General features: G+C 67.0%; 23 protein-coding genes. 13 read left to right on the forward strand and 10 right to left on the reverse strand.

From position 1 onward, the window contains the following. Window positions 1-271: 271 nt before the first annotated feature. A complete protein-coding gene (locus PIB44_RS09890; protein WP_278069249.1) occupies window positions 272-1,432 on the reverse strand; it encodes a class I SAM-dependent methyltransferase in 1,161 nt (386 codons plus the stop codon). Window positions 1,433-1,566: 134 nt separating this feature from the next. Between PIB44_RS09890 and PIB44_RS09895 the strand changes: the two genes are divergently transcribed. Both PIB44_RS09895 and PIB44_RS09900 read left to right on the forward strand, forming a co-directional pair. Further along, a complete protein-coding gene (locus tag PIB44_RS09895) occupies window positions 1,567-2,367 on the forward strand; it encodes a maleate cis-trans isomerase family protein (RefSeq protein ID WP_278069250.1) in 801 nt (266 codons plus the stop codon). Between the two features lie 35 nt (window positions 2,368-2,402). Beyond that, on the forward strand, window positions 2,403-2,696 hold the full coding sequence (locus tag PIB44_RS09900) for a hypothetical protein (protein WP_024354889.1): 294 nt from the start codon (window positions 2,403-2,405) through the stop codon (window positions 2,694-2,696). Window positions 2,697-2,800: 104 nt separating this feature from the next. Here the strand turns inward: PIB44_RS09900 and PIB44_RS09905 are convergent, their stop codons facing one another. Beyond that, entirely contained in the window at window positions 2,801-4,000 is a 1,200-nt protein-coding gene (locus tag PIB44_RS09905; RefSeq protein ID WP_278069251.1) for an FAD-dependent oxidoreductase, read from the reverse strand. Between the two features lie 230 nt (window positions 4,001-4,230). Between PIB44_RS09905 and PIB44_RS09910 the strand changes: the two genes are divergently transcribed. Then, window positions 4,231-5,724 carry an aldehyde dehydrogenase gene (locus PIB44_RS09910; RefSeq protein WP_278069252.1) on the forward strand — a complete coding sequence of 498 codons (1,494 nt, stop codon included), beginning with the start codon at window positions 4,231-4,233 and terminating at the stop codon, window positions 5,722-5,724. A gap of 42 nt (window positions 5,725-5,766) precedes the next feature. On the opposite strand, the gene PIB44_RS09915 is transcribed toward PIB44_RS09910, so the two are convergent. Continuing rightward, entirely contained in the window at window positions 5,767-6,591 is an 825-nt protein-coding gene (locus tag PIB44_RS09915; protein ID WP_025977517.1) for a GntR family transcriptional regulator, read from the reverse strand. Window positions 6,592-6,718: 127 nt separating this feature from the next. Between PIB44_RS09915 and PIB44_RS09920 the strand changes: the two genes are divergently transcribed. Beyond that, entirely contained in the window at window positions 6,719-7,519 is an 801-nt protein-coding gene (locus PIB44_RS09920) for a GntR family transcriptional regulator (RefSeq protein ID WP_278069253.1), read from the forward strand. Between the two features lie 90 nt (window positions 7,520-7,609). Next, window positions 7,610-8,302: an isochorismatase family protein gene (locus PIB44_RS09925; protein ID WP_278069254.1), complete on the forward strand. Its 693-nt coding sequence runs from the start codon at window positions 7,610-7,612 to the stop codon at window positions 8,300-8,302. Window positions 8,303-8,429: 127 nt separating this feature from the next. Here the strand turns inward: PIB44_RS09925 and PIB44_RS09930 are convergent, their stop codons facing one another. The 5 genes from PIB44_RS09930 to PIB44_RS09950 are packed head-to-tail and all read right to left on the reverse strand — an operon-like array spanning window position 8,430 to window position 12,933. Beyond that, on the reverse strand, window positions 8,430-9,344 hold the full coding sequence (locus tag PIB44_RS09930; RefSeq protein WP_278069255.1) for a polysaccharide deacetylase family protein: 915 nt from the start codon (window positions 9,342-9,344) through the stop codon (window positions 8,430-8,432). Beyond that, window positions 9,331-10,281, reverse strand: coding sequence for a polysaccharide deacetylase family protein (locus PIB44_RS09935; RefSeq protein ID WP_278069256.1), 951 nt, complete (start codon window positions 10,279-10,281; stop codon window positions 9,331-9,333). Before PIB44_RS09935 ends, PIB44_RS09930 begins: the two co-directional genes overlap by 14 nt. Further along, on the reverse strand, window positions 10,278-11,165 hold the full coding sequence (locus tag PIB44_RS09940; RefSeq protein WP_278069257.1) for an isocitrate lyase/PEP mutase family protein: 888 nt from the start codon (window positions 11,163-11,165) through the stop codon (window positions 10,278-10,280). The genes PIB44_RS09935 and PIB44_RS09940 overlap by 4 nt, the downstream gene beginning before the upstream one ends. Further along, window positions 11,162-11,650, reverse strand: a complete 489-nt coding sequence (locus tag PIB44_RS09945; protein ID WP_278069258.1) for a LeuD/DmdB family oxidoreductase small subunit — start codon at window positions 11,648-11,650, stop codon at window positions 11,162-11,164. The genes PIB44_RS09940 and PIB44_RS09945 overlap by 4 nt, the downstream gene beginning before the upstream one ends. Beyond that, window positions 11,647-12,933, reverse strand: coding sequence for a 3-isopropylmalate dehydratase large subunit (locus PIB44_RS09950; protein ID WP_278069259.1), 1,287 nt, complete (start codon window positions 12,931-12,933; stop codon window positions 11,647-11,649). Before PIB44_RS09950 ends, PIB44_RS09945 begins: the two co-directional genes overlap by 4 nt. A gap of 125 nt (window positions 12,934-13,058) precedes the next feature. On the opposite strand from PIB44_RS09950, the gene PIB44_RS09955 reads away from it, so the two are divergent. From PIB44_RS09955 to PIB44_RS09990, 8 genes are all read left to right on the forward strand, one after another. After that, on the forward strand, window positions 13,059-14,249 hold the full coding sequence (locus PIB44_RS09955) for an acyl-CoA dehydrogenase family protein (protein ID WP_278069260.1): 1,191 nt from the start codon (window positions 13,059-13,061) through the stop codon (window positions 14,247-14,249). A 13-nt stretch (window positions 14,250-14,262) separates the two neighbouring features. After that, entirely contained in the window at window positions 14,263-15,468 is a 1,206-nt protein-coding gene (locus PIB44_RS09960) for a CaiB/BaiF CoA transferase family protein (protein ID WP_278069261.1), read from the forward strand. Between the two features lie 162 nt (window positions 15,469-15,630). Next, window positions 15,631-16,539: an ABC transporter permease gene (locus PIB44_RS09965; RefSeq protein ID WP_278069262.1), complete on the forward strand. Its 909-nt coding sequence runs from the start codon at window positions 15,631-15,633 to the stop codon at window positions 16,537-16,539. Further along, the gene (locus PIB44_RS09970) at window positions 16,536-17,342 is read left to right on the forward strand and encodes an ABC transporter permease (RefSeq protein WP_278069263.1); all 807 of its coding nucleotides are present in this window, start codon (window positions 16,536-16,538) and stop codon (window positions 17,340-17,342) included. The genes PIB44_RS09965 and PIB44_RS09970 overlap by 4 nt, the downstream gene beginning before the upstream one ends. Further along, on the forward strand, window positions 17,339-18,148 hold the full coding sequence (locus PIB44_RS09975; RefSeq protein WP_278069264.1) for an ABC transporter ATP-binding protein: 810 nt from the start codon (window positions 17,339-17,341) through the stop codon (window positions 18,146-18,148). The genes PIB44_RS09970 and PIB44_RS09975 overlap by 4 nt, the downstream gene beginning before the upstream one ends. After that, window positions 18,145-19,038 carry an ABC transporter ATP-binding protein gene (locus PIB44_RS09980; protein ID WP_278069265.1) on the forward strand — a complete coding sequence of 298 codons (894 nt, stop codon included), beginning with the start codon at window positions 18,145-18,147 and terminating at the stop codon, window positions 19,036-19,038. The genes PIB44_RS09975 and PIB44_RS09980 overlap by 4 nt, the downstream gene beginning before the upstream one ends. Then, window positions 19,035-20,576: an ABC transporter substrate-binding protein gene (locus PIB44_RS09985; protein WP_278069266.1), complete on the forward strand. Its 1,542-nt coding sequence runs from the start codon at window positions 19,035-19,037 to the stop codon at window positions 20,574-20,576. The genes PIB44_RS09980 and PIB44_RS09985 overlap by 4 nt, the downstream gene beginning before the upstream one ends. A 59-nt stretch (window positions 20,577-20,635) precedes the next feature. Beyond that, complete coding sequence (locus tag PIB44_RS09990) at window positions 20,636-22,018, forward strand: FAD-dependent oxidoreductase (protein WP_278069267.1); 1,383 nt, start codon at window positions 20,636-20,638, stop codon at window positions 22,016-22,018. Between the two features lie 650 nt (window positions 22,019-22,668). On the opposite strand, the gene PIB44_RS09995 is transcribed toward PIB44_RS09990, so the two are convergent. After that, entirely contained in the window at window positions 22,669-23,304 is a 636-nt protein-coding gene (locus tag PIB44_RS09995) for a general stress protein (RefSeq protein ID WP_278069269.1), read from the reverse strand. Window positions 23,305-23,321: 17 nt separating this feature from the next. After that, entirely contained in the window at window positions 23,322-23,675 is a 354-nt protein-coding gene (locus PIB44_RS10000; protein WP_134581225.1) for a hypothetical protein, read from the reverse strand. Window positions 23,676-23,712 lie beyond the last annotated feature (37 nt).

Genomic DNA, 23,712 nt, shown 5'->3' on the forward strand with positions numbered 1-23,712 from the left:
CCGATTCTCGCGTCATCCTCGCCCTTGTGGCGAGGATCCAGAACCTCGACGGGAGACTGGTCGGGCGGAACCGCTCAAAACGGCTTCGGCGGCGCGTCTAGATCCTCGCCACAAGGGCGAGGATGACGAATGATGGCGGGGCCAACACTTAACGTGGATACAGCGTTTTTCTTTGAGGCCCTGGCCTCGGCCAGCCTCTGCTCCAGAAAGCAAAAAGGCCCCGGACGGCGATGCGTCCGGGGCCCTTTCCATCATTTGATCGCCGGGTCGATCAGCCGGTGAGAGCCGTGCCGCGACGCCCCTCAGCGTCAGGCTTCTCGCCCAGCACGATATACCAGGCGCGCGGGCCGTCGCGCATCCGCACCGTCGTCTCCAGCACTTCGTCAGCCGCGAAACCCGCTTCGAGCATGACGTCCGGCGCCTGTGTCGCCAGGAACTCGTCCCAGAAGGGTTCGTCGTTGTTCTTGGTCTGCCAGGCGAAGATGAACTTCTCGAAGGCGCTGAAATCGGCGCCCTTCATCGGCACGTCCTGGTGCACGACCACGCCGCCGGGACGCAGCACACGGCGCGCCTCGCTGAAAATGCGGCCGAGCGAAGCGCGCGAGACCTCGTGCATCATGTTGTGCGACACGACCAGATCAAAGCTTTCGTCCTCGAACGGCATGGCGCCCGCATCCATCTGACGGAAGTGCGCCTTCAGCCCCATCGCCTCGGCCCGGATATGGGCGTAGCGCAGCAGGCCCGGCGCCACGTCGACGCCATAGACCTCGGCCTCGGGAAAGGCGGCCGCATAGCCGACCGTGGCGCCGCCCGAAGAACAGGCCAGATCCAGAATGCGACGCGGCTTGAAGCCGGGATAGCGCTCAGCCAGGAATTCGATGACAGCCGCAGACTTGGAGTCGCGCGTGCCGATGCCGACGCCCAGCGAATAGGCGTTGCCGCCGCTTTCATAGAAGGCCCCGGCCGTGAAGTCGTCGGCCGAACCCTCGCCCAACATATAGCCGCCGGGCTGGCCGTGGATGTGGCCCGCATAGGCGTCGGCCGGGGCCGCAAAGTCGGGGCTGGTTTCGCAGCTGCCGCCCGCCGGCGCCTGAGCCAGACCGGCGGCGACCTGCTTCATGCGCGGCAGTTCGCGATGAATGGTCTCGCCCACCGAGTTCCACATGACGTCCTGAGCGCTGCGGCTGAAGGCGCTCCAGATCTGATAGAAGGGATCACGGATCATGGCCGCCGTGATGTCCTCGACGGTTTCCGGCGCCTTGCCCGACGCGGCCTTGAAGGCCGGACCGGCGCGCGCGTCCAGGGCGACCTTGTTGGCGTCCTCATAGCGACGCAGCCGGTTCTTCAACTGCACGATGTACTGGGTGCGCGCCGCCTCGTCATGAAGCGGCCGGGCCAGAAGTTCATGGGTGGCCGTACGGTCGATGATCATGCGCTCTCCTCCATGTTCGACTGGCGTTCAGTCTTTCATGATGTATTATCTCAAATACCTCTTATGCGGAAGTCTCTTCGTCGGATCGGACCATGCCTTCAATCTCGCCACCCCCTCTTCACGCTGCATCCGGTGTGGAGCGCGACCGGCCCGATCTGGGCGCGCGCGGCGTGGTCGCCCTGCTGACCCCGGCCGAAAACCCGACCGCCGAGCCCGAGCTGTCGCTGCTGATGCCGCCGGACGTGAACCTGCTGACCGCGCGCATGTATGCGCCCGCTTCCGAGATGAGCGCCAGGCTCAGGGCCTATGAGACGCGGCTTGAGGAATGGCTGGCCCCTTTCGGCGACGCGCCGCTGGACGCCGTTGCGTTCGCCTGCACCGGCTCGACCTATCTGCTGGGCCCTTCGCGGCGTCGGCCGGAAGCGCTGGAGCGTCACCACGGCCCCTGTCCTGTCGTTTGCGCCGCCGATGCGCTGAAGGATGGCCTGCAATCGCTGAGGGCGCAGCGCATCACCCTGGTCAGCCCTTACCCTTCAGCCTTGACCGAGGCCGCTCAGGATCACTGGCGCGAGGCGGGATATGATGTGGCCGCTGTCATCCAGTCGCCCCTCGCGCATGGCGCGGCCCACCCGATTTACGGCCAGACGGCCGCCACCCTGCTGACAGGGCTGCGCCAGGGCCTGAAGGCGGGCGTCGCCGACGCCGTGATCGTCATGGGAACGGGCGCGCCAAGCCTGGCCGCCCTGGCCGTCGCCAGCGAGGAAACGGACATTCCGATCCTGTCCTCCAACCTGGCCACGGCCTGGTCCATCGCGCGTCAACTGGGGCTGGAGGATCGGGCGCTGATCACGGACTGGCTGGCGCCCGACGCCCCCTGGCGCGAACGGTTATGGAGCCGTTTCCCCGCCGTTCAGGCCCGGCTGAAGAGCGCCTGACGCCCTATTCTGATTTCGTTTCGAGGAGTTTCCTGATGTCTACGCCCAAGCCGCCCCGCCCGACCTTCTTCGAGGACACCGCCAACGACCGGCTGACCGCCATCATCACCGCCCTGGTGACCGAGGTGGCCGGGTTGAGCGACCGGGTGGCGACGCTGGAGAACCTGCTGGCCGCCCAGGGTGTTTTGTCGCCGGACGCGGTCGATCATCATGTCCTGACCGAGCAGGAACAGGCCGCGCGCCGCGCGCGCCACGCCGCTCTGACCGACCGCGTGTTCTACGTGCTTCAGGAAGAGGTCGACGCCCTCAAGGGACAGTTGGGCGCCTGATACGAAAACGGGCCGGGACGCCTTCGCATCCCGGCCCATCGCCCCTCGCCCCGCTCCGCTTTCACCGATGCTCCCTCAAGCAGCGACGCGCGGAGGAGTTCGCCTCAGGTCAGCGTCGCCGCCTTGCGCAGGCCGTCGATCATGGACGACCGCATCACATAGTCCTTGTGCCGCACAGGATCGGCCAGCATGGCCTGCATCTCGGCCATCATGACCTTGCGGCGTTCCGGGTCGCGCTCCTGCATCCGGCCACGGTTGCGATCGGCCTGGGCCAGGATCTCCTGCTCGGCGATAGGGCGGCGCTGGCGCGTGTAGAGATCCAGCAGCCCCTCGTCGGCGCCTTCCAGCACGGCTTTCAGCTTCTCGGTCAGGTTGAAGGCGTCATGAACGCCGCCGTTCATGCCCATCCCGCCGGACGGGCTGTTGATGTGGGCGGCGTCGCCCGCCAGAACGACCCGTCCGCTGCGGTAATCAGGCGCGATCCGCATGTGCACGCGATAGGGACGGATCTCCAGCACCTTATAGGGCTCGTCCCTGGCGACGATGGCCTGAAGCTTGCGCTCGATGCTGGCCGGGTCCAGCGCGTCCTCGATGGACTCTTCGCCGCGCGGATAGAGGCTGCAGCGCCAGAAATCCTTCAGCTTGAGCAGGGAGAAGGTGCCGCCGTCCGTCCAGCAGTAGTTGACGTTCGACAGCCCCTCCAGATGGTCTTCGAAAGGGAAGTCCGTGATCGCGAGGATGGTCGTTTCAGGATAGGTCTTGCCGTCAAGCTCCCACCCCAGCAGGGTCCGCACCGCGCTGCGGGCGCCGTCCGCCCCGATCAGATAGCGACAGCGCAGCGTCCGCGCCTGACCGCCCTGCTCATAGGTGACGTTGACGCCGTCTGCGTCCTGATCCACCGCGCACACCGTTGCGCCCATGCGGATTTCGACATGGCGCGCATCCGACAGATGGTCGGCCAGGATGCGGCACAGACGAAACTGCTCGCACTGCAGCCGGAAGGGATGCTGGGTCTCGCCCTCAAGATAGGACAGGTCGAATACGGCGCGTTCGCCGGTTTCATGATGCCGGATCTGCCACTGCTCGCACTTCAGCCCCTGAGCGATCAGCGGCTCGGCCAATCCGTACTGCGCCAGCATGTCCAGCGTCGGGGGATGAAACGTCGACGCCCGCAGGTCTTCCGGCAACTCCGTTTCGGCCTCAAGCACGATGGCTGAAATCCCGAAAGCTTCCAGCCTCAAGGCCGCGCTCAACCCGACCGGGCCGGCGCCGACGATGACCACTTGGGCGTCCCATTGCTGCATATTGGCGACCTCATGCCTACTTGTATCTGACTTAATACATTTGTTCGGCATTCCGGCAAGGGAAGAGTCGCAGACTTCTCTGCCGCCTGGTCGGTTTAAGGAAACTTCGACGCCGGAGCGGGCCAATGATGCAGCTTTCCCCTCACCGCACCGTCTCGCCTTGCGATCCGCATCGATCACGTATTAGCTTAAACACAACACAAGTCGCCACAGTATCAGGATGACCGCTCATGTCCCTCCCCGCCTCCCCATTCGACTGGGCTCCCAAAACGGTCACCAGCCTGATTGACGGCGCCTATGTCGCAGAGCACGGCGGCCATCGCCTGCCCGCCTATTATCCGGGCAACGGCGAGGTCATCTCCGAACTGCAGGAAGCCGACGCCGAGGAAGTCGATCGTGCGGTCCGGTCGGCCCGCCGGGCCTTCAACGATCCTGCATGGCGCGAAATGTCGGTAGAGGCCCGACAGGCCATCCTCTATCGAATCGCCGACGCCATCGACGCTCACGCCGTGGAACTGGCGACGCTGGAAACGCTGAACGCCGGCATCGTCCTGCGCGACGTTCTCAGCCGCCAGGTCGTGCGCGCAGGCTATAATTTCCGCTTCTTCGCCGAGGCGATCAGCCAGCAGCCCGGCCAGGTCTGGCAGCAGATCAAGGATCACCTGACCTTCGTCACGCGCCACCCCGTCGGCGTGGCCGCCCTGATCGCACCGTGGAATTCGCCGCTGGCGCTGGCGTCGATGAAGGTCGCCTCGGCCATCGCCTTCGGCAACACCTGCGTGCTGAAGCCGTCGGAGCAGACACCGCTGTCGCTGGCCCGCATGGTCGAGATCATCAACACCATCACCCCGCCGGGCGTGGTGAACCTGGTGAACGGGCGCGGGGCGGTGACGGGCGCCGCCCTGGTGGATCACCCCGAGGTCGATCTGATCTCCTTCACCGGCGGGACGGAGACGGGCCGCCACATCATGCAGGCGGCCGGACGGCGGCTGAAGCCGGCCGCGATGGAACTGGGCGGCAAGTCGGCCAACATCATCTTCGCCGACGCCGATCAGGAGCGGGCCCTGGACGGCGCCTTGATCTCCATCTTCTCGAACAACGGGCAACAGTGCCTGGCCGGGTCGCGCATCCTGGTCCAGGATTCCATCTTCGACGAGTTCGTCGATCGCTTCGTCGAGCGGGCGCGAAAGATCCGCGTCGGCGACCCACTGGACGACGCCACCGAGATCGGCCCCATCGCCTCGGCCCGCCATCGTCAGCACATCCTGTCCTATGTCGACATCGCCAAAAGTCAGGGCGCGACCCTGTTGACCGGCGGCAAGGCGCTGGACCGGCCGGGCTATTTCATCGAGCCGACCGCCGTCCTGGCGCCCAGCAACAGCGACCGCGTCTGTCAGGAGGAAATCTTCGGCCCCTTCGCCGCCTTCGTGAAGTTCAGCGACATGGAGGACGCCGTCCGCATGGCCAATGAAAGCCAGTTCGGCCTGGTCGGCTATTGCTGGACGCAGAACGTGGACAAGGCCCTGAGGGTCAGTCAGGCCGTTCGCACCGGTCTGATGTGGGTCAACACCCCGATGGTGCGTGAACTGCGCGCGCCGTTCGGCGGGGTGAAGGATTCAGGCCTGGGCCGCGACGGCGCCGCCGCCTCCATGGCCTTCTTCACCGAAGAGAAGACGACGACCATTCCTCTGGCCGACGTGCCGCTGCGCAAGTTCGGCGTCTGATCCCGACTGGGTCGCGGCGGGCCTGTCCCGCCGCGCTTCGCGTCAGCCGATGTGGCGCCACTGCGGACGGGCCGAGCTGTTATCGCGCGTCAGCAGCATGTGGTACTCATACTGATCGGGATTATAGAGGCCGACCTGATGCTCGAACGGGCGGCCGTCGCCGTCAAACACGGTGCGGCGCAGGCGCAGCAGCGGCGCCCCGATGGCCACATTCAGCTTATTGGCCGCCGCGTCGTCAGCGAGAATGGCGCTGATGGTCTGTTCGGCGCGCTGGGCGCGTATCCCGCCGCTTTCCAGAATGCGCATGATCGGTCGGTCATCGATGACGCTGCGGGGCGTCAGGGAGGCGACGGAACGAGGCAGCCACACCGTCGTCACCGACAGGGGCTTGTCCTTGAAGAAACGCAGGCGCTCGATCCGCAGCGCCCGCTCGTCGGCGGGCAGGCCCAGCGCCTGAAGCACGGCGGCCGGCGTCGGCGCCTCGGGTTCATAGGCCAAAAGCCGCGCCGTCGTCTCAAGCCCCAGGGTGATGAGGTTCTCGACCAGGCCCGACACCCGGCTTTCCTCTCGCTGCGCCTCATCAGCACGGGGGGCGACGAAGGTGCCGACGCCATGCTTGCGTCGAATCCAGCCTTCGCGTTCCAGCAGATCCAGCGCGCGCCGCACCGTCACGCGCGACACGTCATAGGCCGCCGCCAGCTGCATTTCGGACGGCAGCGGCTGCTCCGGCGCAAAGGCGCTGTCCTTGATCTGCTGACGCAGAATGGTGGTCAGCTGGTGATAGATCGGCAGGCTGCTGGAACCGCCGTCCGCCTTGAGGCTGCGTCGACCGATATCGGTCCCTGCCCCGGCGCCCTGTCTGGCCAAGCTCATCCTCCACACGCCGGCGTCAGGGCCTGCGTCGTCAATTAGCGAACTTGTGCTTATTATCAGACCTTAGCGGCTTGGCCACTCCGGCTTGTCTCCGTCGCCGCCGCAAGCCACACAAGACGGTATGACATCATCCCCGCCGACAGACGACGCCCTGGATCTGCGTCCCGAGCTTCTGGACGACCGGCTGCCGATCCCCCTCTATCATCAGGTTAGGTTGCTGCTGGCCGAGCGCATCCGGCGCGGCGTGTTTCCGCCTGGCTCCCTGTTGCCCGGCGAGCATCAGATCGCAGAATTGCTGGGCGCGTCGCGCATTACGATCAAGCGCGCCATGAATGAACTGGCCGATGCGGGCCTGGTCACGCGCCATCGGGGCCGCGGCACGGTGGTGGCGCCGCAGGTCGAACTGCCGGTTGTAACGGGGTCCTTTTCGACCCTGATGGATTCGCTCAAGACCATGGGACACGAAACCCAGGTCGAGTTGCTGGAAAGCCGGTCCGTCGCCGCCGATAGCGACGTCGCGCACGCGCTGGCGGTCAGCCCCGGCGCATCGGTGCGGCGCATCACCCGCCTGCGTCGGCTGGGCGAGACGCCGTTTTCCTATCTGGTGTCGTGGTTGCCGGAGTTCGTCGCCAGCGGATGTGACGACGCCGCCTTCGCTGAACAGTCCATGCTGGACCTGCTGGAGCGAGCCGGGGCGACGCCGCATGAGGCTGAACTGTGGATCTCGTCAGTCGGAGCCGACACCGCTGCTGCTTCGGCGCTCCAGGTGGCGATCGGGTCGCCCCTGCTCCGGATCGAGCGGATCATGCGCCGGGCCGACGGCGAACCGGTTCAGTATATTCACGCCCATTATCACGCCGACCGCTTCCGCTATCACCTGCTCAGCCGCCGCGAAAAAGGAAACTGGCAGGACGGCGCCTGATTTCCGCTGCGCCGCCTCAGGACCGGCTGGCGCCTGCCGCAGGACGGTCTATAGTTGGCATATCTTTATACCATTAAGGACAGACCGACCGTGAGCGACCTTGTCTTCGAACCGACCATGATCTGCGAGAACAAGACGGCGCGCGAACTGTTCGAGGCGGTCAAGGCCAACCCCGCCCGCACCCGTTTCGGCTTCGGCGAGAAACTGGCCGTCGTGAACGTCGACTTCCAGCAGTCCTACACCCGCCCCGATCTGTTTCCGAAGACGGCCTATGTGACCCACCCTGACCAGATCGGCTTCACCAACCGCATCTCGGCCGCCGCGCGCGCCAAGGGGATGCCGGTGATCTGGAGCCATGTCGCCTATAAGGCCGACGCCGGGGACGCAGGCGTCTGGGGCACGCGCACCGATACGCCCGACAGCCTGCAGAACATCAAATACGGGTCCGAACGCCACGCCCTCGATCCGCGCTGTCAGATCGATGAGGCCGCCGACCTGATCTACACCAAGCGGATGCCCTCGGCCTTCTTCGAGACGCCGCTGAACTCCTACCTGCGGTGGCACAAGGTGGACACGGTGCTGGTGACGGGGGGCTCGACCTCGGGCTGCGTGCGCGCCACGGCGGTGGACAGCCTGTCCTATGGCTTCCGCACCATCGTCGCCGAAGAGTGCGTGGCGGACAAGCACGAGAGCTACCACTACGCCAATCTGACCGACCTTCAGTTGAAGTATGCCGACGTGGTGTCGGCGCAGGAAGTGCTGGACTGGCTGGCCTCGCGCTGAGCTGACGGCAGCCTGAAAAATCGAAGGGCGGCGGACCGAAATCCGCCGCCCTTCTTTTTACGCTTTTACGCTTCCCGGCCGAAGGTTGGGGGCGACGGCCGAGCCTGGAGCCGGGACGGCGGCGGCCTCAGCCGCGCGCCGCCTCGACAATCTCTGAGACGCCGGCGGTCCATACGGCGTCGTCCTGGGCCAGACCGTCCAGCACGCGGCGGACAGACTTCATCCGGAACGGCAGGCCGCTGACGTAAGGGGTCAGGGTGAAGCCGACGACCTGGCCGCCGAAGCGGTCGGCCTCGGCCCTGTGCAGGCGGATCGCCTCCAGCACCTGATCGGCCCATTCGTCCTCGGTCTGAAGGCGCACGGTCAGCAGGGTGCGGTCATCCAGTTCATTCGACAAAGGCGCCGCCCAGACCACGCCCTTGTCGGTCTGCATCGGCACGGGAACCGTGTCCTGCTCCCAGTCCAGGCAGATGTCGAAGCCCGCCTCGGCGATCAGGTCCAGCGTCTGGAACGACTGCTGCCGCGCCGGGCTCATCCAGGCGCGCGGCTTCAGCCCCGCCCTGTCGAAGGCGTCGCGCGTACGGCCGATCCATTCAGTCTCGACGCCTGGTTCAAGCCCGCTCCAGTGGATGCAGTCCGCCTCCCAGCCATAGGCGGCGATCTCATGCCCGTCGGCGAGGATGGCCTCGACCAGCGGTCGTGCGCGTTCCAGCAGGACCGCATTGATCGGAAACACCGCCTTCAACCCTCTCGCTTTCAGCGCGTCCAGAATGCGGAACACCCCGACCCGATTGCCGTAGTCGCGCGTGGTGAAATGGCGCAGATCCGGATAGGTGGTCTGCATGGCGCCGGGATGCTTGAACGGCTTGCCTTGCGGGTTCAGGCGATGGAACTCCAGCGGGACCACGATCATGGCGGCGGCAACCTTGCCGTCCGGCCAGGCCATCTTCGGCCGCTCGGTCGCCGGACGCCACGGATACAGCGTCTGATCCATGCCGTAGGAACGGTGCGGATAGGTCAGATAGTCCTCAGGCAGCGCCATGGCCGAACCCCTTTCCTCCGGTCGCGCAGCCTCTTGCCGCGATATCGGCCTGCGTCTGGTCCCAGCAGTGGTCGCGATAGTAGCCCGCGATCTCGGCGCCGGTGGCGAACCACACGTCGTCGGCGTGGCCCATCACGTGTTTCAGCGCCTCTTCGAACGGGCCGATGCGATGGGGCTGGCTGACCAGATAGGCGTGCAGGGGAATGCACATGACCGTGCCGCTCTGCTCGCCCTCTTCCAGCAGTTGGTCGAAATGCCGCTTCAGGATGTCGGTGTAGCGCGCCGGGCTCATCCCCAGGGCGCCGTAGGTGATGACGTCGTTCACCTCTAGCGAATAGGGCAGCGAAATCAGCTTGCCTGACGCCGTCTTCACCGGCTGCGGCTGGTCATCCTGGAACAGGTCGCAGGTGTACCAGAAGTCGTTCTCGGCGATCAGGTCCAGCGTCCGTTCGGTGTGCGTCAGAGCCGGAGCCAGATAGCCGCGAATACGCTGGCCGCTGGCCTTTTCGACCGTGCGGATGGCGTCTTCGATGATGGCGCGTTCCTGCGCCTCGTCCATGCCGTATGAATAGCGGGTGTTGTAGACGCCGTGCGAAAAGAACTCCCAGTTCCGCTCGACGCAGGCCTCGATGATCTCAGGATGGTGGTCGCACAGGGCGACGTTCAGCGACACCGAGCCGCGCAGGCCGTATTTGTCCAGCAGTTCCATCAGCCGCCAGTGGCCGACGCGGTTGCCCCAGTCCCGCTGGGAATAGGCGACGACATCCGGCGCAGGCTTGGGCCAACCGGCGCGGCCGGGGTTCCTGGCGGGATCGAACTCATAGAACTCGATGTTCGGAGCGACCCAGAAGGCCAGTTTCTTGCCGCCGGGCCAGACGATCTTCGGCCGGTCTCGATAGGGCCAGTAGTCGTAGAGGTTGGGGTCCGCGACGGTCATGCCTTCTCCTCTTCCTGCGCTTCGTATCGCTGTCCCAGAGCCATCATCTCATCCAGACCGATGCGGGCGTTGACCCCCATCAGGTCGGTCATGTGCGCCCGGTGCGCCGCCGTGCCGCCGTCGCGCTTCAGCACCGACAGGAAGGCTTCGACAGCCGGAATGACGGCCCGCACCATCGCGCCCGGCGCAATGACAAGGCGATAGCCCAACTCGCACAGGCTGTCCGCCGAACTCAGCGGCGTGTCCCCGCCCTCGACCATATTGGCCAGCAGGGGAACGCGGGCGGCGAAGCGTTCGGCCACCGCCCGCATCTGCTCCAGATCGCGCGGCGCCTCGACGAACAGGACGTCGGCCCCGGCCTCAAGGAACAGTTCGGCGCGATCCATCGCCGCTTCAAAGCCTTCGACCGCGATAGCGTCAGTGCGGGCGATGATCAGGGTGTCGTCGTCGTGGCGGGCGTCGACGGCGGCGCGGACCTTGCCCGCCATCTCCTGCGCCGAAATCACGCCCTTGCCGCGCAGATGGCCGCACCGCTTGGGGAAGGTCTGGTCCTCGATCTGGATGGCGCGGGCGCCCGCCCGCTCGAACAGCCGCACCGTCCGGCCCATGTTCAGGGCGTTGCCGAAGCCGGTATCCGCGTCGACGATCAGAGGAATGTCGATCCGCTCGGTGACGCGCGCCGCCACGTCAACGACGTGATCCAGACTGACCAGGCCGATATCGGGCCGCCCCAGCTGAGTATAGGCGACCGAGGCGCCCGACAGATAGGCCGCCTCGAATCCCGCCTGCTGGATCAGCAGGCCGGACAGGGCGTCATAACATCCCGGCGCCAGAAGGGCGGGGGACTGCTTGAGCCGGCGACGCAGGTTAAGACGCTCGCTCATGCGGCGCCCGCCAGCTTCTTCTTCAGGTGCGGCATCAGCCCCCCGTCATCCATCATGGCCATAAGGTGCGGCGGCAGGGGCGTGAAATCATAACCCTGCCCCGTCGTCAGATTCGTCAGACGCCCAGCCGCCAGATCGACCTTCAGCCGGTCGCCTGCGGAAATCTCGCCCGCTTGTTCAAGGGTGATGCACGGCACCCCCAGATTGATCGCATTGCGCCAGAAGATGCGGGCGAAAGAGCGCGCGATCACGGCGCGTACGCCCAGCAGGCTCAAAGACACCGCCGCTTGCTCGCGCGACGAGCCGATGCCGAAGCTGCGGCCGCCAACGACGAAGTCGCCCTTGGCCACCGTGCGGGCGAAGTCAGGATCGACAGCGGCCAGACAATGCTGCGCCAGTTCTTCGGGCGGCAGCTTCATCAGCGTCCCCGGCGCCATGACGTCGGTGTCGATATTGTCGCCGAAGACGAAGGCCCGACCGCTCATGCCGCCTCTCCCAGGAACTGACGCGGATCGGCGATGCGGCCTTCAATCGCGGCAGCGGCCACGGAATAGGGCGAGCCGAGATAGACCTGCGCCTCCTTGGACCCCATGCGCCCCTTGAAGTTGCGGTTGGTCGAAGAGATGCAGACCTCGCCGTCCGCCAGCACCCCGGCGCCATAGCCAGCACAGGCGCCGCAACCGGACGGCAGCAGGACCGCCCCCGCCTCCATCAGCGTCTGCAAGGTGCCGTCCTGCGTCGCTGTCGTCGTGGTTTTCTGAGACGCCGGAGCGATCAGCAGGCGAGTGTCCGGCGACACCTTGCGACCCTTCAACACGGCGGCGGCCATGCGCAGGTCTTCGATCTTGGCCCCGACGCAGGCGCCGATATAGCACTGATCCACCTTGATCCCGGCGTGTTCGGTCACGTCCTGAGTGCGTGACGGATCATGCGGCGCGGCGATCTGCGGCTGCAGCGTCGCCGCATTGAAGCGGTGGACGGCGGCGTAGGCGGCATCGCGGTCCGACGCCAGCGCCAGAGCCGCCGCCTCGTCCTCCACCGGACGCCCGGCCGCGCGCAGATAGTCGAAGGTGGTCCGGTCCGGCGCCACGACCCCGGCTTCGCAGCCCAGTTCGGCGGCCATGTTGCACAGGACCATCCGCTCGGCCATCGACAGGCCCTCGACCGTGTCGCCGCCGTATTCAATGGCCTTGAAGGCGTTGTCCATGCCCAGTTCGCGGCACAGGAACAGCATGATGTCCTTGGCCGCAACGCCCGCACCGAACCGGCCCGACCACTCGACGCGGATCGTCTCGGGCACGGCCAGCCAGGTTTCGCCGGTGGCGACGATGGCGGCCATGTCGGTCGCGCCATAGCCTGCCGCATAGGCGCCGAAAGCCCCCGCCGTCGGCGAGTGACTGTCGCCCCCCGCCACGAAGGCGCCCGGCCGGATCAGGCCATGCTCGGGCAGGACCAGATGGCAGATGCCCACCATGTCGAAGAAGGCGCCGACCTGATGTTCGGCCGCAAACTCTCGCGCCAGCTTCAGGATACGGGCGGATTCAGCGTCAACCGCCGGGACATAATGGTCAGAGACGATGGCGACCTTCTGCGGATCCCACAGCCCCACGCCCAGTTCGCGCAGCATCGGCGCCCAGCGACGCGGCCCCGAACTGTCGTGCGCAAAGGCCAGATCGACCTGAGCCGTCACCAGTTGGCCGGGCGCAACCCGGTCCACGCCGGCCGCCCGGGCGATGATCTTTTCAACGAGGGTGGAGCCCCGGCCCATGCCTTCTCCCGATGATGCGCCGCACAAGGGCATTGCTGGATCAAATGATATAGTTTTATATCATCTAAACGCGCAGCCTTGGCAAGCGCCTTCCCGCACCTTCCAGTCCGTCAGGAACGCTCATCATGTCGAACCCCGCCGCTTCTTCCGCCCAAACCTTCCGCTGGGACGACCCCTTCGACCTGACGGGGCGTCTGACCGGCGAAGAGCGGATGGTCCAGGACGCCGCCCGGTCCTATGCGCGCGAGGCCCTGCTGCCGCGGGTGGTCGCCGCCTTCCGCGACGAGGTCTTCGACCGCGCCATCATGACCGAGATGGGCGAGATGGGCTTTCTGGGCGCCATGCTGCCGGAACAGTACGGCGGTTCCGAAGCGTCGCACGTCGCCTATGGCCTGATCGCGCGCGAGGTCGAGGCGATCGACAGCGGCTATCGCTCGGCCATGAGCGTGCAGTCGTCGCTGGCCATGTACCCGATCTTCGCCTTCGGCTCCGAAGAGCAGAAGGCCAAATTCCTGCCCAAGATGGCGGCGGGCGAACTGGTCGGCTGCTTCGGCCTGACCGAGGCCGACGGCGGGTCCGACCCGGCCTCGATGAAGACCACGGCGGTGGCGGTCGACGGCGGCTATCGCCTGAACGGCGGCAAATACTGGATCACCAACAGCCCGATCAGCGACCTGGCCATCGTCTGGGCCAAGCTGGACGGGACCATCAGGGGCTTCATCGTCGAGCGGGATTTCGAGGGCTTCACCACAGGCAAGATCGGCGACAAGCTGTCCTTGCGCGCCTCGATCACCGGCGACATCGGCCTGAACGACGTCTTCGTGCCGGAAGCCAACATCCTGCCAGGCGTGCAGGGCCTGCGCGGGCCGTTCTCCTGCCTGAACAAGGCGCGTTTCGGCATCGCCTGGGGGGCGATGGGCGCGGCCGAGTTCTGCTTCCACGCCAGCCGTGACTATGTGGCCGAGCGCACCCTGTTCGGCCGCCCGCTGTCGGCGCGCCAGCTGGTGCAGAAGAAGCTGGCCGACATGCAGACCGAGATCTTCCTCGGCTTCGAGGGCGCCTATGCGCTCGGCCGCCTGCTGGACACGGGCGCCTGGGTTCCCGAGGCCATCAGCCTGATGAAGCGCAACAACTGCGGCAAGGCCCTGGCCGTCGCCCGCGAGGCCCGCGACATGCACGGCGGCGCCGGGATCACGGGCGAGCTGCACGTCATGCGCCACGCCATGAACCTGGAAACCGTCAACACCTATGAAGGCGCCCACGACGTCCACGCCCTGATCCTGGGCCGCGCCATCACCGGCGAAGCCGCCTTCTGATCAGGAGACTGTCATGACCTCCAGACCCGCGATTTCGAAGACCGCCCGCGGTCCGCTTCACGGCGTGCGAGTTCTGGACCTGTCGCGGGTGCTAGCGGGGCCTTGGGCGACGCAGACGCTGGCGGATCTGGGGGCCGAGGTCATCAAGATAGAGCGGCCGGGCGCCGGCGACGACACCCGCCATTGGGGCCCGCCCTTCACCACCACGGCCGACGGCGCGCCCGGCGACGCCGCCTATTTCCTGTGCGCCAACCGGGGCAAGAAGTCGGTCGAGCTGGACATCGCCAGCCCTGAAGGCGCCGAGGCCGTGCGCCGTCTGGCCGCCACCTGCGACGTGGTGGTCGAGAACTTCAAGACCGGCGGGCTGAAGAAGTACGGCCTCGACTACGCCGCGCTGGCGGCGATCAATCCGAGGCTGGTCTACTGCTCGATCACCGGCTTCGGCCAGGACGGGCCGGACGCGCACCGGGCGGGCTATGACTACATGATCCAGGCCATGGGCGGGCTGATGTCCATCACCGGCCAGCCCGACGGCGCGCCGGGCGCCGAGCCGATGAAGGTCGGGGTGGCGGTCGTTGATCTGTTCACCGGCCTTTACGCCTCCAACGCCATACTGGCCGCCCTGTGGCACGCCCGGGCGACGGGCGAGGGCCAGCACGTCGACATCGCCCTGTTCGACGTTCAGGCGGCCATGCTGGCCAATCAGGCGACCAACTGGTTCGTGTCCGGCAAGGCGCCGACGCGGATGGGCAACGCCCACCCCAATCTGGCCCCCTATCAGCCCTTCGCCTGTTCCGACGGGATGGTGATCATCGCCGTGGGCAATGACGGCCAGTTCCGCGCCCTGTGCGCCGCCCTGGGGCTGGAGGCTGAGGACCGCTTCGCCACCAACGCCCTGCGGGTCGCCGAGCGCGAGGCGCTGGGTCCGCTGATCGCGGCGAAGACGGCGGGCTTCACCATGCAGGGGCTGATGCAGGCGCTGGAGGCGGCGGGCGTGCCCTGCGGCCCCGTCAACACCATCGACCAGGTGTTCGCCGAGCCTCAGGCCATCCATCGCGGCCTGACGGTCGAACAGACGCGGCCCGATCTGGCCGATCCGGTCCGCACCGTCGCCTCGCCCATCCGCCTGTCGAAGACGCCCGTGCGATACGACGCCCCGCCGCCGAGGCTGGGACAGGATACGCAAGATGTGCTGCGCGATCTCAAGTCCGGGGATTGAGCGCCGTTGACAGGCGCTTCGCTTACCCTAAGGATGATGTCTTAACTTAGATACGACTCTGCGGCGGAGACCGTTCATGCCCAAGCCTCTACCGAGCGTTTCGGCCCGCAGCAAAGCGAGCCGCCGCCCCTGATGTTTTCCTCTTCTCGTATGCTTGGCGGCTTGAGGGACTTCGCCTTTGTCCTGATCGCCGCAATGACAGTGCTGTTCTTCCTGCTGCGGCTGACCGGCGACCCGGCCCTGGTCATTGCGGGCGAAGGCGCCTCTCCGGCTCAGATCGAGGCGATCCGCGTCGAATACGGCTTCGACAGGAGCCTGATCGTCCAGTACAGCCAGACCATGCTGAGGCTGCTTCAGGGCGACTTCGGCAAGTCGCTGACCGATGGAAGCCCGGCGCTGGGCAAGGTCCTGGCCTCCCTGCCCGCCACCCTGTTCCTGGCCGCAATGGCGCTGAGTCTGAACCTGCTGATCTCCCTGCCGCTGGGCGCCTGGCTGGGGCAGAAGCGCACCGGGGCGGCGCGTCGTGCGGTGCGCGGCGTGCTGACGGTGATGCAGGGATTTCCCGGTTTCGTCATCGCCCTGCTGTTGATCAACCTGTTCGCCGCCGGGCTCGAATGGCTGCCCTCGATCGGCTACGGCGGACCGGCGACCTGGGTGCTGCCGGTGATCTCGGTCGTCTCCTTCCTGGCCCCCAAGCTGATCCGCGTGGTCGAGGCCAACACCCACGCCGCCCTGGCCGCCGACTTCGTGCGCACCGCGCGCTCGACCGGGGCGTCCGAAAACCAGATCCTGTGGCGCCATGTCCTGCCCAACGCCCTGCTGGGCGCCGTCGCCCTGATCGGCGCTGAACTGGCCTTCATGCTGACGGGCCTGGTGGTCATCGAGACCATCTTCGCCTGGCCCGGCATCGGCTGGCTGCTGGTGCAGTCCACGCTGAACCTGGACTTCCCCGTGGTGCAGGCCGTGGTCTTCGTCATGGTGGTCAGCGTCTTCCTCAGCAACGCCGTCACCGAGGCGGTGCAGGCCCTGTTGGACCCGCGCATCCGCAGCCGCGCGAGGGCCGCATCATGAGCCGCAGCCTGTCCCCCGCCATTGTCGGCGCCGGCGTGGTCGGCCTGTTCTGCCTCGCCGTCATGATCTTCGGCGACGCCCTGTCCGGCCACGATCACCGCGCCATCGATCTGTCTATGCGTCTGGCCGCGCCGCTGGCGGCGGGCCATCTGTTGGGAACGGACGAACTGGGGCGCGACGTGCTGGCGCGTCTGCTGAACGGGATGCGCTGGTCGGTAGGATCGGCCCTGTGCGCTACCCTGATCGCCTTCAGCATCGGCACGACCTTCGGCCTGGCGGCGGCGCACAAGGGCGCCTGGCTGGGCGGCGCCCTGAAGCTGCTGACCACCTTCACCCAGTCCTTTCCGTCCTTCGTCATGGCGGTGACGGTGATCGCCCTGCTGGGCGACAGCGGCTTCTGGGCGGTCACGCTGACGCTCGGCCTGGTGACCTGGCCGGTCTTCTCCCGCGTCGTCTACGCCGAGGCCAGCAGCCTGTTTCAGCGCGAATACGTCCAGGCCGCCGAAATGACCGGCATGAGCGTCGCGCGTCTTTACGCCCACCACGTTCTGCCGGCCCTGGTCCCGACGCTGTCGGTGCTGGTGGTCTTCCACTTCGCCGAGATGATCGTGGCCGAAAGCGCCCTGTCCTTCCTGGGCATCGGGGCACCGCTGGGGGCCGCGACCTGGGGCGCCATGTTGAGCGAAGGACGGGCCTTCATGCTGCAGGCCCCGTGGCTGACGCTGGGACCGGCCTTCGCCATGGTCATCATCATCGTGGCCGCCCACAGCGTGGGCCAGCACCTGCGGAACCTGACCCGATGAGCGTTGCTGACCTGAACACGGCGCACGAAATCGTGCTGGATATCCGCAAGCTGAGGCTGGAGACCGTCGCCGACCGCCGCGTGTTGATTCCCAGCCTCGACCTGACGATCCGTCGCGGCGAGATCGTCGGCCTGGTCGGCCAGTCGGGGTCGGGCAAGACCCTGACCTGCTTCGCCGTCGGAGGCCTGGTTCCGCCGGGCGTGCGCCTCGCGGGCGGCGAGATTCATCTGGAAGGCCGCCGCATCGACAATCTGACCGAGGCGGAATGGCGCGCCGTGCGCGGCGGCCGCATCGGCATGGTGTTCCAGGACCCCCTGTCCTCGTTCAACCCGGTGAAGACGGTCGGCTCCATTCTGATCGAGTCGGCGCGTCGTCATCGCGGCCTCGACAAGGCCGCCGCCCGCGCCCTGGCCGTCGAAACCCTGCGCGCGATGCGCCTGCCGGGAGCCGACGCCTGCGTCGACGCCTTCCCGCACCAGTTGTCGGGCGGACAACGCCAGCGCGCCATGATCGGCCTGGCGTTGATCAATCAGCCTGCGCTGATCCTGGCTGACGAGCCGACCACCGCGCTTGACCCCACGGTCCAGTTGCAGATTCTGGCCCTGTTGCGGCGTCAGGCCCAGCAGGCCGCCGCTCTGATGATCACCCACGACATCGCCGCCGCCGGCGCCGTCTGCGACCGCCTCGCCGTCATGCTGGAAGGCGAGATCGTCGAGGAAGGCCCCACAACACAGGTGCTGTACGAGCCCCGGCATCCCTTCACCCGCAGCCTGCGGGACGCCGCCCACCTGGGGAGACGGCCATGACCGCGCCGCTTCTGTCGATTCAAAACCTGGGCGTCGCTTACGGCAGCGGGCTTGACCGCCGCTTCGTCCTGCGCGGCGCCGGTTTCGACCTGGCGCCCGGTCAGGTCATGGCCATCGTCGGCGAGTCGGGATCGGGCAAGTCGACCCTGGTGCGCGCCGTCGCCGGGCTGGCGACACCCGCTGAAGGGGCGATCATGTTCGAGGGCGTCGCCCTGCCGCCGCTGGGCAAACGCTCGAAGGCCATGCTGCACGGCATCCAGATGGTCTTTCAGGACCCCGGCGCCAGCCTGAATCCGAGCCAGTCGATCCGCACCGTGCTGGAAGAGCCGCTGATCGTGGTGGGCAGGCTGGACGGCGCGGCGCGACGGCGACGGGTCGAGGAGCTGATGGACCTCGTCCATCTGGACCATCGCCTTCTGGACCTGCGGCCCTCCGCCCTGTCCGGCGGGCAGAAACAGCGCGTCGCCATCGCCCGCGCCCTGTCGATGGAGCCGCGCCTGCTGATCGCCGACGAGGCGCTGTCGGCCCTGGACTTCGCCAATCAGGACAAGGTCTCCGCCCTGCTGCTGGAGCTGAAGGAGCGGCTGAACCTGGCCATGCTGTTCGTCTCGCACGACATGCGCAGCGTGCGCCGCATGGCCGACCACGTCTGCGTCATCGAAGGCGGTCAGGTCGTCGAACAGGGGCCGGTCGCAGAGGTCCTCTACCACCCCAAGAGCGCCTATACGCAGTTGTTGCTGGCCGCCGCCCTCAACCCGGCCGCCGCCCTGGCCGACCCGCGCCTGAGCGCCGCCCTGGAAGCCGGGGGCCCGATCTCGGACGAGGCGCTGGCCGGCGTGATGGACATCATCGGCGCGAACGCCCGCTTGCAGGAGCAGCCCAGCTCATGACGCCGAACCGCCTTCGCCTCTTCATCGCCGCCTGTCTGGGCGCCGCCCTGGTCGCCGCCTGCGGCGAGGGCGGCACGAACAAGCCGACGCCTGCGACCGGCAGCCAGGTGCTACGTGTGGCCGCCGCCAGCCTGCCCTCCAGCCTTGGCAATCCCTTCCGGGGCAACAGCCGTCCCGGCTCCCTGCTGTGGTTGGCCATTTACGACGGCCTGACCGCCATCGACGACGAGGACCAGTTGGGCTCGGGCCTGGCGACCGAATGGGCGCTGGTCGAACCGACGGTCTGGCGTTTCAAACTGCGCGAAGGCGTGCGTTATTCGAACGGTCGCCCGTTCGACGCCGAGGCCGCGGCCGAGGTCTTCGCCTTCCTGCGCTCGGATCAGGGCAAGCGCACCCTGATCGGCTCCGAAGCGCGCGGCATCGTCGAAGCGCGCGCCGTCGGACCGCTGGAACTGGAGATCCGCACCGAACGGCCCGATCCGGTCCTGCCGCGCCGTCTGGCCGCCATCATGATGATCGAGCCGAAGGCCCTGGCCGATATGGGCATGGACGCCTACGCCCAGAAGCCGGTCGGCACCGGCGCCTTCGTCATGACCGGCTGGGACCAGCGCACCCGCCGCCTGACCCTGGCCCGAAACCCGAAATCATGGCGCCCGTCGACGATCGACGGCGTGGTCTTCTATGAACTGCCGAGCGCGGCGGGGCGGACACAGGCCCTGCTGTCGGGCGATGTGGATCTGTCTCTGGTCGACCTGGAGGAGACGGAGCGGCTGGAGCGCAACGGCTTCCACGTTCTTTACAGACCCTCCATGCAGGTGAAGGCCTACTCCTTCCGCAACGTGGGCGGCGATCCGTCCTCGCCCTTGCGCGACGTTCGCGTGCGTCAGGCGCTCAACTACGCCGTCGACAAGGAGGCGATCGCCTCCCTGCTGCCGCAGAACGCCAAGCCGTCGGGCCAGCCTGCCGCCAAGGGAGTGTTCGGCTACGACCCGACCATCGCGCCCTACCCCTATGACCCCGCCAAGGCGCGCCGCCTGTTGGCGCAGGCCGGTTACCCGAACGGCTTCAATCTGACGATGGAGGTCCTGACCGACGCGGCGCCGGGCGACGACATGATGTCCCAGGCCGTGGCCGAATACTGGCGCGCCGTCGGGGTCGACACCCGCCTCAAGGTCATGACCATGCCGGACTTCCTGGTGAAGTATCAGACCAACAGCTGGTCGGGCGAGGCGCTGGCCCTGTCGTGGAACAGCTTCCAGTACTACGACGTCACCCGCGCCATGGAGGACTTCTCCTGCATGCGGCCGACGCCCTTCTTCTGCGACGCGGAAATCACCGACAAGCTGAAGACCGCGCGCGAGATCATGGACGATGACGAGCGGCTGAAGGCCTATCAGGCGCTGGGTCGACTGTACCGGGAGGCGGCGCCTTCGCTGTTCCTGATCGAGCACCAGGACCTGTTCGCCTATACGCCCAGGGTGGGCCACGTGAAAATCCGCCACCGCGTGCCGGTCTATGAAGAAATGACCCTCCGTTGAACATGGCCTCAGGCGCCGCTCCCTGGGACCTCGTTATCGTCGGCGGCGGGGCCGCGGGTATGGCCGCCGCCATCTTCGCGGCGGAGCGCTCGTCTCGCGTCCTGTTGATCGACCACGCCGATGTGCTGGGCGGAACCCTCTGGGTCGCCAACGGCCAGTTGAGCGCGGCGGGCACGCGCCTGCAGCGCGACAAGGGGATCGAAGACGACGCGCAGGCGCATTTCGACGACATCATGCGCCTAAGCCGGGGCACGGCGAACGAGGCCCTGGTACGGCTAGCGGTATGGAACGCCGCCGAGACGTTCGACTGGCTGATGGAACAGGGGTTCGACGTCGACCCCGCCTGTCCGGTCGACGGCGTCGGCCACGAGCCCTATTCGCGCGCGCGCTACTACTGGGGCCGAAACGGCGGCGCCTCGCTGCGCGACGTCCTGATCCCGCGTGTCGAGCAGGCCGTCGCGGACGGCCGGATCAGCCTGAGGCTAGGCCATGAAGCACTGAGCCTGACAACCGACCCCGGCGGCGCCGTGACCGGGGTTAAGACCCGCGACGCCCACGGCGCCGAACATCGCTTCGAGGCCGCCCAGACCGTGCTGGCGACGGGCGGCTATTCTGCCTCGCCCGACGTCTATCAGGCCCTGAACGGCGTCCCGCTCTACACCAATCTGCCCTATGCTTATTCGCAGGGGGTAGGGCACAGGCTGGGCTGCAGCGTCGGCGGATGGCTGCGAGGTCGCGAGAACTTCTTCATCAACTTCGGCTTCCTGCTGGACGGCGAAGGACCGCGCCCCGGCATGGTCGGCCGGTTGAACACCTATCCCCAGCATCGTCCGCCGTGGGAAATCTACGTCAACGCCCACGGCGACCGCTTCGTGCGCGAGGACATGGAGTCTGTCGATGCCCGCGAAAACGCTCTGCTGGAGCAGCCCGAGCAACGTTACTGGGTCGTGTTCGACGAGCGAATCCTGAGCGAAGCGCCGCCGTTCATCGCCGGCTTCGACGCCGGCGAAATACGCGCCCTGTTCGCGGACGATCGCCCCTTCTTCTACAAGGCCAATGATCTGGAGACGCTGGCTCAGAAAGCGGGCGTCGACGCGCATGGCCTGATGCGCGCCGTGCGCGGCTATAATTACGGCGTCCATTCCGGCAACGATTTCCTGGGCCGCCGCCATCTGCCTCTCCCGATCGCGCAAGGCCCTTTCCACGCCATCCGGGTGCAGGGCGCGGCGGTCAGCAGCGCGGTCGGCCTGGCGGTCAACGAGCAGCTTCAGGTGATCCGCCCCGACGGATCGGCCATACCGGGGCTGTGGGCCGCCGGCGAACTGCTGGGCGCCGGCCAGACCATGGGACGCGCCGTCTGCGGAGGCATGATGGCGACGCCCGCCCTGACCTTCGGACGCCTGCTGGGCCAGAGTTTCGTCCCCCTGAACTCCAAGGCCTGACTTCAAGCGGGCTCCGGCTCGTGATCGTCGCGGTTACGCGGACCGCCTGCGGGGCGGATCACTAGCCCAAGCACTCTGGTCTCCGTTGGAAGTCACGCGGCTTTTGATGCACCTCCCATAATGCGGTCAGTTCGGCGACTACGGGGAGCGCCCAAGCCATTCGACCGTCGACCGATAGACGCCAGTCGCCTTGCTGCCGGCGGGAACCATTTCGGGCGCCGTCCTCTCATCAGAGGCAAAGCCATGACGGGAGAGTCCGATGGGACAACCGAAGCAGTCGAAAGGTCGAGAGCAGAACGCCGCCATTCCGGGCGGCAAGCCTGATGCGGCCACGTCCGATGAAGCCGTGCGTCGGGTGGGACGAGACTCCCGCCGTCGCGCCGGGCCTGACGGACCTGACGCCCGCGAGGTTGGCGACACGTTCAAAAAGACGTCGGCCGCCCCCGCGGCCAGCGCGAAACCACAAAGCCGCCCTTAAGCTGCGGAACGGCCATCGCGCCTAGGTGCAGCTTCGAGAGCCCCCTCGTGATCATGCCACGCCACGGCAGGGCGCCAGAACGAAGCCTTATCTGCGCGTCATCGCCCCGTCCTGCGATCCGCCTTAGGCGTGAAGGCGGCGCGATTGCGTCGCGCCGCCTTCCCTCTTCGCCTTATCGATATCGCGCGCGCTCGGCGGCGATTTCTTCGGTGGTATAGGGCGCGGCGGCAGGGTCGAAGTTCGTCCAGCCGGCCTCGCGGTAGGCGGCGCCTCGAGCGCCGGCGTCCCAGCCCCGGCTTTCGTCCAAGATCGCCTGCGCCCTGGACCGCTCAGCTTCATCGACGCGAACGCTGACCAAGGTCCCGCCCCGACGCACGCCCTCGGCGTAGACGTGGGCGTCCTTGTCATCATGGCCCGCCTCCTTGAGCGCGCCGAGGATGCCGCCGACCGCGCCGCCTGCAGCGGCGCCCGCGACGCCCGCAGCCGCCGCCGACGCGAGCCAGCCGGCAGCCACCACGGGGCCCAAGCCCGGCACCGCCAGCATGCCCAGACCTGCCAGAACGCCGGCGCCCACGCCGAGCGCGCCGCCCGTCGCCGCGCCCTTGCCAGCGCCTTCGGCGACGTCGTTCTCGCCATCGCCGTTCATATCGCCCGGCGAGCGCCCGTGATGGCGGTGGCCCTCATGCCAGTTATCGGAGTTGTTGGAGATGATGCTGATGTCGCCCTCTGCAAAGCCAGCGGCTTCAAGGGCGGATACGGCATCCATCGCTTCGGTGTGAGTATCGTAAAGGCGCGTGATCGTGGACATGGAAATCTCCTTAAGCATCAGGAAGCGGGCGAGGCGCTGACAACGCCCTTGTAGTCGACGGAAACCTTGGACTGGACGCCGTCCTTGACGGCGGTCGCCGTCCAGACGCCGTCTTGGCCTTGGCTCAGGGCGCCGATCTGGGCGTAGCCCTGTTTTTCAATGGCGCTTCGCGCCTGGCCCTCGGTGAAGGAGTTCGCGCCCGGCGTGAGCGTCCCGTCTGCAGCGTTCTGCGTCGTGTCGACAGCGGGATTCCTGGGCGTTTCGGACTCGGACACCACAGGCCCTTCAACAGGCGCCTCGGCGTCGCGACCATCGCCGCACGCTCCCAGCAGAAGGGCGGCTCCCGCCAGGCCGATGAGGGCTCTTGTCATGGACTTTCTCCTTTGATGAGGTGTTGAAGGAAGCCGC

The sequence above is a fragment of the Brevundimonas sanguinis genome, assembly GCF_029636725.1.
GTDB lineage: Bacteria > Pseudomonadota > Alphaproteobacteria > Caulobacterales > Caulobacteraceae > Brevundimonas > Brevundimonas sanguinis.

Excerpts from the sequence above, each read along its gene's own strand:
- PIB44_RS09890 (WP_278069249.1), bottom strand. The coding sequence starts at position 1,432 with ATGATCATCGACCGTACGGCCACCCATGAACTTCTGGCCCGGCCGCTT.
- PIB44_RS09900 (WP_024354889.1), top strand. The coding sequence starts at position 2,403 with ATGTCTACGCCCAAGCCGCCCCGCCCGACCTTCTTCGAGGACACCGCC.
- PIB44_RS09905 (WP_278069251.1), bottom strand. The coding sequence starts at position 4,000 with ATGCAGCAATGGGACGCCCAAGTGGTCATCGTCGGCGCCGGCCCGGTC.
- PIB44_RS09910 (WP_278069252.1), top strand. The coding sequence starts at position 4,231 with ATGTCCCTCCCCGCCTCCCCATTCGACTGGGCTCCCAAAACGGTCACC.
- PIB44_RS09920 (WP_278069253.1), top strand. The coding sequence starts at position 6,719 with ATGACATCATCCCCGCCGACAGACGACGCCCTGGATCTGCGTCCCGAG.
- PIB44_RS09930 (WP_278069255.1), bottom strand. The coding sequence starts at position 9,344 with ATGGCGCTGCCTGAGGACTATCTGACCTATCCGCACCGTTCCTACGGC.
- PIB44_RS09935 (WP_278069256.1), bottom strand. The coding sequence starts at position 10,281 with ATGACCGTCGCGGACCCCAACCTCTACGACTACTGGCCCTATCGAGAC.
- PIB44_RS09940 (WP_278069257.1), bottom strand. The coding sequence starts at position 11,165 with ATGAGCGAGCGTCTTAACCTGCGTCGCCGGCTCAAGCAGTCCCCCGCC.
- PIB44_RS09945 (WP_278069258.1), bottom strand. The coding sequence starts at position 11,650 with ATGAGCGGTCGGGCCTTCGTCTTCGGCGACAATATCGACACCGACGTC.
- PIB44_RS09950 (WP_278069259.1), bottom strand. The coding sequence starts at position 12,933 with ATGGGCCGGGGCTCCACCCTCGTTGAAAAGATCATCGCCCGGGCGGCC.
- PIB44_RS09955 (WP_278069260.1), top strand. The coding sequence starts at position 13,059 with ATGTCGAACCCCGCCGCTTCTTCCGCCCAAACCTTCCGCTGGGACGAC.
- PIB44_RS09960 (WP_278069261.1), top strand. The coding sequence starts at position 14,263 with ATGACCTCCAGACCCGCGATTTCGAAGACCGCCCGCGGTCCGCTTCAC.
- PIB44_RS09970 (WP_278069263.1), top strand. The coding sequence starts at position 16,536 with ATGAGCCGCAGCCTGTCCCCCGCCATTGTCGGCGCCGGCGTGGTCGGC.
- PIB44_RS09975 (WP_278069264.1), top strand. The coding sequence starts at position 17,339 with ATGAGCGTTGCTGACCTGAACACGGCGCACGAAATCGTGCTGGATATC.
- PIB44_RS09980 (WP_278069265.1), top strand. The coding sequence starts at position 18,145 with ATGACCGCGCCGCTTCTGTCGATTCAAAACCTGGGCGTCGCTTACGGC.
- PIB44_RS09985 (WP_278069266.1), top strand. The coding sequence starts at position 19,035 with ATGACGCCGAACCGCCTTCGCCTCTTCATCGCCGCCTGTCTGGGCGCC.
- PIB44_RS09990 (WP_278069267.1), top strand. The coding sequence starts at position 20,636 with ATGGCCGCCGCCATCTTCGCGGCGGAGCGCTCGTCTCGCGTCCTGTTG.
- PIB44_RS09995 (WP_278069269.1), bottom strand. The coding sequence starts at position 23,304 with ATGTCCACGATCACGCGCCTTTACGATACTCACACCGAAGCGATGGAT.
- PIB44_RS10000 (WP_134581225.1), bottom strand. The coding sequence starts at position 23,675 with ATGACAAGAGCCCTCATCGGCCTGGCGGGAGCCGCCCTTCTGCTGGGA.